The 725-nt window shown below is 57.1% G+C and carries 1 protein-coding gene; it reads left to right on the forward strand.

Annotation, left to right across the window (positions count from 1 at the left end; genetic code table 11):
- On the forward strand, positions 1-662 hold a 662-nt coding region (locus EST62_RS12490), incomplete at its 5' end, for an IS3 family transposase (protein WP_129052397.1).
- Positions 663-725 lie beyond the last annotated feature (63 nt).

The following is a 725-nucleotide window of genomic DNA, read 5'->3' on the forward strand; positions in this document are numbered from 1 at the left end:
TGGGGCTGGCGGGCATGGCTCCCGGCCCGAACACCAGCAAGCCGCATCCGGAGCACAAGGTCTATCCTTATCTGCTGCGTGGAGTTAGCGTCACCAGGCCGAACCAGGTCTGGTCAACGGATATCACCTATTGCCGGCTTCCGGGAGGATTCATGTACCTGACGGCCATCATCGACTGGTATTCGCGCAAGGCGCTGGCGTGGCGGCTGTCGAACTCGCTGGAAAGCAGTTTTTGCGTGGAATGCCTCGAAGAAGCGCTCCGAAAGTACGGCGTACCGGAAATCTTCAACAGCGATCAGGGCGCGCAATTCACCAGTGACGTATTTATCGGCGTACTCAAGCAGCATGAAGCAATCAGCATCAGCATGGACGGTCGCGGCAGGGCGCTGGACAACATCTTCGTCGAACGGCTCTGGAGGAGCGTCAAGCATGAGGATATGTATCTGAAAGGCTACGGAACGCCGGTGGAATTGAAGCAGGGGTTGGCGAAGTACTTCGACCTGTACAACACGGAGCGGCCGCATCAGTCGCTGGGGTACAGAACCCCGGACGAGGTGTACGAAAGCGGTACGGGTGGCGGCGTATGCATCGTTGACAAGTTCTCTCAAAAGCAATCCTCTGACGGGTCGTCAGAGGTTACACAGCAGCAATCAGCTGCATGAAACAACGGCGAGTTACCAGCTTAAACTCGACCCGATTCTGTCTGACGGCTGGGGTCCACTTCA

The organism is Chlorobaculum sp. 24CR, from assembly GCF_004118635.1.
Taxonomy (GTDB): Bacteria; Bacteroidota; Chlorobiia; order Chlorobiales; family Chlorobiaceae; genus Chlorobaculum.